Source organism: Micromonospora sp. NPDC050495, from assembly GCF_040655175.1.
In the GTDB taxonomy this organism is placed as follows: domain Bacteria; phylum Actinomycetota; class Actinomycetes; order Mycobacteriales; family Micromonosporaceae; genus Micromonospora.
Map to the genome: position 1 here is coordinate 24,774 of NZ_JBFAJK010000055.1, position 8,625 is coordinate 33,398.

General features: G+C 72.9%; 7 protein-coding genes. 4 read left to right on the forward strand and 3 right to left on the reverse strand.

Going from position 1 to position 8,625, the window contains the following annotated elements; genetic code table 11:
* Positions 1-77 precede the first annotated feature (77 nt).
* Positions 78-926, reverse strand: a complete 849-nt coding sequence (locus tag AB0I11_RS30530) for an ABC transporter permease (RefSeq protein WP_357328430.1) — start codon at positions 924-926, stop codon at positions 78-80.
* Positions 923-1,771 carry an ABC transporter ATP-binding protein gene (locus tag AB0I11_RS30535; protein ID WP_357328433.1) on the reverse strand — a complete coding sequence of 283 codons (849 nt, stop codon included), beginning with the start codon at positions 1,769-1,771 and terminating at the stop codon, positions 923-925. Before AB0I11_RS30535 ends, AB0I11_RS30530 begins: the two co-directional genes overlap by 4 nt.
* Before the next feature lie 86 nt (positions 1,772-1,857).
* Here AB0I11_RS30535 and AB0I11_RS30540 point away from each other — a divergent pair, with 86 nt between their 5' ends.
* From AB0I11_RS30540 to AB0I11_RS30555, 4 genes are all read left to right on the forward strand, one after another.
* Positions 1,858-2,382, forward strand: coding sequence for a PadR family transcriptional regulator (locus AB0I11_RS30540; RefSeq protein ID WP_357328436.1), 525 nt, complete (start codon positions 1,858-1,860; stop codon positions 2,380-2,382).
* Complete coding sequence (locus AB0I11_RS30545) at positions 2,379-3,059, forward strand: ABC transporter ATP-binding protein (RefSeq protein WP_357328440.1); 681 nt, start codon at positions 2,379-2,381, stop codon at positions 3,057-3,059. The genes AB0I11_RS30540 and AB0I11_RS30545 overlap by 4 nt, the downstream gene beginning before the upstream one ends.
* Positions 3,056-5,209, forward strand: coding sequence for an FtsX-like permease family protein (locus AB0I11_RS30550; protein WP_357328443.1), 2,154 nt, complete (start codon positions 3,056-3,058; stop codon positions 5,207-5,209). The genes AB0I11_RS30545 and AB0I11_RS30550 overlap by 4 nt, the downstream gene beginning before the upstream one ends.
* A gap of 101 nt (positions 5,210-5,310) precedes the next feature.
* Positions 5,311-7,314, forward strand: a complete 2,004-nt coding sequence (locus AB0I11_RS30555; RefSeq protein ID WP_357328446.1) for a protein meaA — start codon at positions 5,311-5,313, stop codon at positions 7,312-7,314.
* 123 nt (positions 7,315-7,437) lie between these two features.
* Here the strand turns inward: AB0I11_RS30555 and AB0I11_RS30560 are convergent, their stop codons facing one another.
* Entirely contained in the window at positions 7,438-7,734 is a 297-nt protein-coding gene (locus AB0I11_RS30560) for a DUF1540 domain-containing protein (protein WP_357328449.1), read from the reverse strand.
* Between the last annotated feature and the right edge of the window lie 891 nt (positions 7,735-8,625).

Below are 8,625 nucleotides of genomic sequence, written 5' to 3' on the forward strand. Positions count from 1 at the left end.
CGCGGACGCCCCCGACCGCCGAGGTCGGGGGCGTCCGGTTCGCCGGGACGTCCTCGCGTACCGGGACCCGTCCGGTGTCAGCCGTCGCGCTTGGTGGTCCAGCGGAAGGTGGTCAGGCAGAGCACCAGGCCGATCACGCACCAGAGCCCGAGCACCAGGGCGACCTTGCCCAGCTCGAACGAGCCGCCGGGCTCCTGGGCCCCGAAGCTGTCCGGCAGGAAGACCGCGCGCAGTCCCTGGCACATCCACTTCAGCGGGAAGAGCGCGGCGACCTGCTGCATCCAGGTCGGCAGGCTGGTGAAGACGAAGAACACCCCGGAGATGAACTGGAGCACCAGCGAGACCGGGGTGACCACGGCGGAGCCGCTGCGGGCGGTGCGGGCCAGCGAGGAGATGGCGATGCCGCACAGGGTGCAGGCGGTGACCCCGAGCGCGGCGACCCACCCGAAGGTCGCCCACTTCGCGGCGGTGCCCGGCAGCTCCAGGTCGAACAGCAGCACGGCCACGACGAGCAGCAGCGCGGTCTCCGCGATGCCGATCGCCACCACCATGATCACCTTGCCGGCGAACCAGACCCACTTCGGCATCGGGGTGCCCCGGTAACGCTTGAGCACGCCCCGGTCCCGCTCGATCGGGATCCAGATGCCGAGGTTCTGGAAGCTCACCGTCATCAGGCCGGTCGCGATCATGCCGGTGATGAAGTACTGGGTGAACTTGACCCCGTTGCCGATCGTCCCGTGGAAGATCGACGCGAAGATCAGGATCATGATGATCGGGAAGCCCATCGTGAAGACGACGGACTCCCGGCTGCGCAGGAACTGGGTGATCTCCAACCGCCCCTGCCGCAGGGCCAGGGTGCCGCTGCCGGGCCGCCGGCCCGGCGCGGCGTCGGCGACGGGCGTCGCCGGCTTCGTGGTGGTCGTCATGAGTGTCCGATCATCGTCAGGTAGACGTCTTCCAGGGTCGGCCGGGTCACGGTCAGGCCGGGCACCTCGCCGCCGAAGCGCGCGGCCAGTTCCGCCACGAGCGCCGTCGGCGTCGCGGTCTCCGCGCGCTCCGGCGTCCCGTCCGGGGTACGCCAGGAGACCGTCGCGAGCGACTCCTGCCGGTTGCCGAGCGCGTTGGGCGGCGCGACCTCGATCACCCGCCCGGCGGCGATCACGCCGACCCGGTCGGCGAGCGCCTCGGCCTCGTCCAGGTAGTGCGTGGTGAGCACGATGGTGGTGCCGGCGGCGGCCAGGTCCCGGATCAGCTCCCAGAACTCGCGCCGCGCCTCCGGGTCGAAGCCGGTGGTCGGCTCGTCGAGGAAGAGCAGCTCGGGGCGGCCGATGATGCCCAGCGCCACGTCCAGCCGCCGCTTCTGCCCGCCGGAGAGGGTGTGCGTGCGGGCCTTCGCCTTGGCGCCGAGCCCGACCCGTTCGATGACCTTGTCCGGGTCGTCCGCGTCGGCGTAGAAGCCGGAGAAGTGCCGGACGACCTCGCCGACGGTCAGCTCGTCGAACTCCCCGGTGCCCTGGAGCACGATCCCTACCCGGGACCGCCAGCGCGGATCGGGGCGGGCCGGGTCGGCGCCGAGCACGCGTACCTCGCCGGCGTCGCGCTGCCGGTAGCCCTCCAGGATCTCCACCGTGGTGGTCTTGCCGGCGCCGTTCGGGCCGAGCAGGGCGAACACCTCGCCCCGGTGGACGTCGAGGTCCACCCCGGCCACGGCGACGTTGTCGCCGTACGCCTTGCGCAGCCCTCGCACGGAAATCGCGAGCTCGTTCTCCATGCCGTCAAGTGTGCGTCGTGCGGTCGCCCGGTCCACTGTCGGGTCGGCTATATACGCGAGGTATACACTCGGTGTAGTCTCTGCTCATGACGGTTCCCCTGACCCTGCTCGGGCTGCTCGAACGCGAACCGAGCCACGGCTACGACCTCAAGCGCGACTACGACACCTTCTTCGGGCGCGGCAAGCCGCTGCCGTACGGGCAGGTCTACTCGACGCTGAGTCGGCTGGCCCGGGACGGCAAGGTGGTGGTCGGCGACGTCGCGCCCGGCGCCGGGCCGGACCGCAAGCGCTACGTCATCACCGACCTGGGCGCCACCGAGGTGGAGCACTGGCTGGCCGAGCCGATCGAACCGGAGCCGCACCTGCAGACCCTGCTGTTCACCAAGGTCGTGCTGGCGCTGATGCTCGACCGCCCGGCCGAGGAGTACCTGGACAGCCAGCGCGCCGCCCACCTGCGCCGGATGCGCGAGCTCACCGAGATCAAGCGCACCGGCGAACTCGTCGACGTGATGCTCGCCGACCACGGTCTCTACCACCTGGAGGCGGACCTGCGGTGGATCGAGACGACCGACGCCCGACTGGACGCCCTGCGAAAGGCGGTACGGCCATGACCCCGATGATCGAGGCCCGCGATGTCACGTACGCGTTCGGCGAGACCCCCGCCCTGCGCGGCGCGAGCCTCGCCGTGGCGGCCGGCGAGATCGTCGCCGTGATGGGACCGAGCGGCTCGGGCAAGTCGACGTTGCTGCACTGCCTGGCCGGCATCCTGCGCCCCGACGACGGTGAGGTCCGGTTCGACGGCACGCGCATCGACACGCTGGGCGAGGCCGACCGCAGCGCGCTGCGCCGCGACCGCTTCGGCTTCGTCTTCCAGTTCGGCCAGCTCGTGCCGGAACTCACCGCGGCCGAGAACGTGGCACTGCCGCTGCTGCTGCGCGGTGTCCGCCGCACGCCGGCGCTGCGCACCGCGCGGGGCTGGTTCGAGCGGCTCGGCCTGGCCGGCCTGGAGCACCGCCGCTCCGGCGAACTGTCCGGCGGGCAGGCGCAGCGGGTCGCCCTCGCGCGCGGCCTGGTCGCCGAGCCGCGGGTGCTGTTCGCCGACGAGCCCACCGGCGCGCTCGACTCGCTCACCGGCGAGGAGGTGATGACGCTGCTGGTCGAGGCCGCCCGCGAGCGCGGCACCACAGTCGTCCTGGTGACCCACGAGGCGCGCATCGCCGCGTACGCCGACCGGGAGGTCATGGTGCGGGACGGCCGGGTCAACGTCCCCGCCGGGGTGGCCTCGTGATCGGGCTCGCGCTCCGGCTCGCCGTCGCCGGCGGCCGGGAGGCGCTGGTCCGGCTGCTCGCCATCGCCGCCGCCGTCGCGGTCGGCACCGGGCTGCTGCTCACCACGCTCGCCGGTGTGCACGCCGCCGACACCCAGCTCACCCGCTACGCGTCGATGTACCCGCAGGAGACGGCGGGCGGGTCCGCCGACCCGCTGCTGTGGTCCACCCGGACCGACTACTTCCGGGGCGATCAGATCATCCGCGTCGACGTCGCCGCCACCGGCCCGGACGCGCCCACGCCGATCGGCGTTCCCCGCACGCCGGGGCCCGGCGAGTTCTACGCCTCCCCGGCGTTGCGGAAGCTGCTGGCCACCACGCCCGCCGACCAGCTCGCCGACCGTTACCCGGGCCGGGACCTCGGCGAGGTCGGACCGGCGGCGCTCACCTCGCCGGACACCCTGCTCGTCCTGGTCGGCGGCACCCCGGAGCAGGTTGGAAAGCTGGACCAGGTCAGAAAGGTCACCCGGCTCGACGACAACAGCGCCCCACTGCCGGAGACGGCGGTCGACCTCATCCTCGGCGTGGTCGCCGGCGGGCTGCTGTTTCCCGTCCTCGTCTTCATCGGCACGGCGACCCGGCTCGGCGCCGCCCGCCGGGAGCAACGGTTCGCGGCCATGCGGCTGGTCGGGGCCACGCCCCGGCAGATCTCGGCGGTCGCGGCGGTCGAGGCCGCACTCGCGGCGGCGGCCGGCGCGGCGGCCGGCTTCGCGGGGTTCTTCGCGTTCCGTGGGCAGCTCGCCGGCATTCCGTTCACCGGCATGCCGTTCTTCCCCGGAGACATGACCCTCGGCGCGCCGGAGGTCCTCGTGGTGGCGCTCGGCGTGCCGGCGGGCGCGGCGGCCGCGGCCTGGATCGCCCTGCGCCGGGTCCGGATCTCCCCGCTCGGTGTCACCCGCCGGGTCACGCCGCGACCGCCCCGGGTGTACCGGCTGATCCCGCTCGTGCTCGGCCTGGCCGGGCTGTGCTTCGCCCTGGCCTACCGGCCGGCCACGTCGGACGGTCAGACCGCGCTGTTCCTGCCCGCCCTGCTGCTGGTCATGGTCGGGCTGATCACGGGCGGCCCGTGGCTGACCATGGTCGGCGCCCGGGCGATGGCCGCTCGCGCCAGCCGCCCGGCCGCGCTGATCGCCGCGCGCCGGCTCGCCGACAACCCGGCGGCCGGATTCCGGGCAGTGAGCGGGGTGATGCTGGCGCTGTTCGTCACGACGGTGGCCGTCGGCGTGATGGGGACGATCGCCCACGAGCGCGGTCCGGCCCCTCGGGGTTCCCTGGACGCCGGCCGGCTGTCGATGGTGCTGGCGGACGACCCGCCGGTGCCCGGCACGCTGCTGGCCGACCTGGCCGCGGTCCCCGGCGTGCGCCACCCGGTGCTCATCCGGGAGAACCCGGTACGCGCCAACGACCGCGACTCCGGAGTGATCGCCTGCGCGGACATCCCGCCCGCGTTCGGGCGGTGCGCCGCCGGGGCGCGCGTCGCGGAGGTGCCGCCGGACCTGGTCCCGTGGCGGGAGTCCGCCTCGGCCGACCGGGTCTGGCCGTCGTCCCCGGTGGACCCGGCCGACCTCGCGGGGCTGCCCGCCGGTTCGGTGCTGGTCGAGGCGGCGAACCCGGTTGCCGTGGAGCGGGCCCGGACAGTCCTCGAAGCCGCGTTCCCGGCCTTCTTCGTGGCGCCGAACGTGCCCGGCGACTTCGAGGCCGACTTCACCGACACCATGCGGGGCTGGCAGCGGCTGGCCGACATCGTCGTGGTGGCCGGTCTTGCGCTCGCCGGATGCAGCCTGGCCGTGGCCGTGGCGGCCGGCCTCAGTGAACGCAGACGGCCGTTCAGCCTGCTCCGGCTCAGCGGCGCCCCGATGCGGCTGCTGCGCCGGGTGGTGGCCCTGGAGAGCACGGTGCCGCTGCTGACCGTCGCCGTGGTCGCGGTCGTGATGGGACTGCTCGCCGCGCACCTGTTCCTGCGCGCGCAGATGGACTACGACCTGCGCGTACCGGGGATCGGGTTTGTCGGGGTGGTGGCCCTGGGCGTCCTGGGCTGCCTCGCGGTCATCGCCGCCACCCTGCCGCTGCTGGAACGGATCACCGGCCCGGAGACCGCCCGCAGCGAGTGAGCCGTACGGTGGGCCGGCCGCACGCCGGCCCACCGGTACGGACATCGGGTTGTGTGGTTTTCCACACTCTCTTTTACTGAACGGTAACTTAAACTCCGGCCATGGACGACGCGATGCCGGGACGACTGCCCGAGCGGGACCGCCCCTGGGTGATGCGCACGTACGCCGGGCACTCCTCCGCCGCGGCCACCAACGCGCTCTTCCGCCGCAACCTGGCGAAGGGGCAGACCGGTCTCTCCGTCGCCTTCGACCTGCCCACCCAGACCGGGTACGACCCGGACCACGAACTCGCCGCCGGCGAGGTGGGCCGGGTCGGTGTGCCGGTGGCCCACCTCGGCGACATGCGGGCCCTCGTCGACGGCATCCCGCTCGCCGAGATGAACACCTCGATGACCATCAACGCGCCCGCCATGTGGCTGCTCGGCCTCTACGGCACGGTCGCCACCGAGCAGGGCGCCGAACTGGCCCGCTGCGCCGGCACCACCCAGAACGACATCATCAAGGAATACCTGTCCCGGGGGACGTACATCTTCCCGCCGGCCGCGTCGCTGCGGCTCACCGCCGACGTCATCGCGTACACGCTGCGCGAGATGCCGAGGTGGAACCCGGTCAACATCTGCTCGTACCACCTCCAGGAGGCCGGCGCGACGCCGGTGCAGGAGGTCGGCTTCGCCCTGGCCACCGCCGTCGCCGTGCTCGACGCGGTGCGCGACTCCGGCCAGGTGCCGGCCGAGCGGATGGGCGACGTGGTCCAGCGGATCTCCTTCTTCGTCAACGCCGGGGTGCGCTTCGTCGAGGAGATCGGCAAGATGCGCGCGTTCGGCGCGCTCTGGGACGAGATCACCCGCGACCGGTACGGCGTCGAGAACCCGAAGCAGCGCCGCTTCCGCTACGGCGTCCAGGTCAACTCGCTCGGCCTCACCGAGGCCCAGCCGGAGAACAACATCCAGCGCATCGTGCTGGAGATGCTCGGCGTCACGCTCTCCCGGGACGCCCGGGCGCGCGCCGTGCAGCTACCCGCCTGGAACGAGGCGCTCGGCCTGCCCCGCCCCTGGGACCAGCAGTGGTCGCTGCGCATGCAGCAGGTGCTGGCGTACGAGTCGGACCTGCTGGAATATCCGGACCTGTTCGAGGGCTCGCACGTGATGACCGCGCTGGTCGACGACATCGTGACCGGCGCCCGCGTCGAGCTGGACAAGGTGCTGGAGATGGGCGGCGTGGTGACCGCCGTGGAATCCGGCTACCTGAAGAGCGCGCTGGTCGCCTCGCTCGCCGAGCGGCGCCGGCGGATCGAGTCCGGTGCCGACGTGGTGATCGGCGTCAACCGGTTCACCGAGACCGAGCCGTCGCCGCTGACCAGGGCCGGCGCCGAGGCCATCGAGCAGGTCGATCCCGCCGTCGAGGCGGCCGCCGCCACCGCCGTACGCGAGTGGCGGGCCGACCGGGACGCGGCGGCCGTGGACGCGGCACTGTCCCGGCTCCGCGCGGACGCCGCGACCACCACGAACCTGATGGCCGCCACGCTCGAATGCGTGCGGGCCGGGGTGACCACGGGGGAGTGGTCCGGCGCGCTGCGCCAGGTGTTCGGCGAGTACCGGGCCCCGACCGGCCTCTCCGGCGCGGCCGGTGCCGGCGGCGACGCCCGGCTCGCCTCGGTCCGGGAGCGGGTCGCCGCCACCGCCCGGGAACTGGGCAGCGGCCGGCTGCGGCTGCTCGTCGGCAAGCCCGGCCTGGACGGGCACTCCAACGGCGCCGAGCAGATCGCGGTACGCGCCCGCGACGCCGGCTTCGAGGTCGTCTACCAGGGCATCCGGCTGACCGCCGGGCAGATCGTGGCGGCCGCCGTCGAGGAGGACGTGGACCTGGTCGGCCTCTCCGTGCTCTCCGGCTCGCACCTGGCCGCCGTACCCGCCGTACTGGACGGGCTGCGCGCCGCCGGGCGCGGCGACCTGCCGGTGGTGGTCGGCGGGATCATCCCGGCCGGCGACGCCGAGGCGCTGCGGGCCGCCGGGGTGGCCCGGGTCTTCACCCCGAAGGACTTCGCGCTGACCGGCATCATCGACGAACTGGTCACCGTGATCCGCCAGGCCAACGCCCTGGAGTGAGGCGCGTCCCCGCCCTGGGCCCCCGCCCGACCTGACTTCGCCTGACCTGGCTCCGCCTGGCCTGGCTCCGCCCGATCTGGCTCCGCCCGTTTGGCCTCCAGCGGGGGTCCGTCCCGGTCCCGGTCAGCGGCTCACGTACGTCTGGCAGTCCGCCAGGTCCATGTCCGGGCCTACCGTGATCGCCGGCGCGTGGCACTCCAGGTCCGAGTTGTGCTGGCAGTCCGCCCGCTGGCAGGCACCCACCTGGGCGACCATCTGCTCGACACCGCCGCGGATCGGCATCTCGATGAAGGTGTGGCAGTGGGCGTGGTCGCTGCTGCCGATCGTGATGGCGAACGCGTGGCAGTCGTTGGTGTGGTTGTAGGCGCAGGACCGGACGGCGCACTCCTGGACCCGGGGCATCTCCATCGACGCGGTCATCTCTCCGGCCCTCCTCTGGGACGTTTGCCGCAAATCTAGGCCTTTTGTCCGTAGCTGCGAGGGTCGTTCGGTCGGCGTCACGCGGTCGGGTGCCCTTGACCGGCGGGTGTCCTCGACTGGCGGGCGCCCATTGCCGGGTATGGCCTCTTCCGCTCGATGATCGACTCGGATTGCCGCATGTTGGTGCTTCGCGGCCGCCCGACGGGCCGTTTCGCGGCAACTCGCGTTCCAGCCCGAGTCCGCGCGCCGTCGGCGTCGGCGCGGTGCCGGGCTGCCCAGGTGCCCAGGTGCGGCGGTCTCGCGGGCGGATGATCGTCGCGGTTTGCGGCATGTTGTGGTGTCCGTCGACCCGGATGGGCCACTTTGCCGCATACGGAGTTGATCAATCCAAGCCGCAGCCCACCGGTCGACCCTTATATTCCGATTGCGGTGGTGTGCCCTGGGCTGGGGTCGGGCTCCATGTGGTCTGCCGGTTTGGCAGGGAGGGGCGGTGCGCCAGACCATGGAGACGACACGAGCACCCTTGCGGCGGCCGTAGGGCCGGTGCAGCCTGGTCGCCCGTGCGTGGTCTGTCCGGTTCGGGGGTGTGGTCGGCGGCACCGTGGGGCCGGAATGGCTGGGGGCCGGGGGTCGTTGTATCCGGGTGAACGGCCGAGGAAGACCGTCCCCTCGGGGTGCGGCCCCACCGGGTGCAGGCCCCACGGGGTGCAGGCCCCACGGCCCCACGGGGTGCGGCCCTACGGGGTGTGGGTCCCCGGGAATGATGGTGGGCCCGGTGGTCGTTACACATGGTCCTGGCGCCGCGAAGAAGGCTCCCCGCCCCGCGGCCGGGATGATCCCCCCAAGACTTTCCCCTTTGTGGGTGCGCGCCTACCGTGCGGGCGTCCCGAA

Bases quoted from the DNA above. Each gene is read 5' to 3' on its own strand.
- AB0I11_RS30545 (WP_357328440.1), top strand. From the start codon at position 2,379: ATGACCCCGATGATCGAGGCCCGCGATGTCACGTACGCGTTCGGCGAG.
- AB0I11_RS30555 (WP_357328446.1), top strand. From the start codon at position 5,311: ATGGACGACGCGATGCCGGGACGACTGCCCGAGCGGGACCGCCCCTGG.
- AB0I11_RS30540 (WP_357328436.1), top strand. From the start codon at position 1,858: ATGACGGTTCCCCTGACCCTGCTCGGGCTGCTCGAACGCGAACCGAGC.
- AB0I11_RS30560 (WP_357328449.1), bottom strand. From the start codon at position 7,734: ATGACCGCGTCGATGGAGATGCCCCGGGTCCAGGAGTGCGCCGTCCGG.
- AB0I11_RS30535 (WP_357328433.1), bottom strand. From the start codon at position 1,771: ATGGAGAACGAGCTCGCGATTTCCGTGCGAGGGCTGCGCAAGGCGTAC.
- AB0I11_RS30530 (WP_357328430.1), bottom strand. From the start codon at position 926: ATGACGACCACCACGAAGCCGGCGACGCCCGTCGCCGACGCCGCGCCG.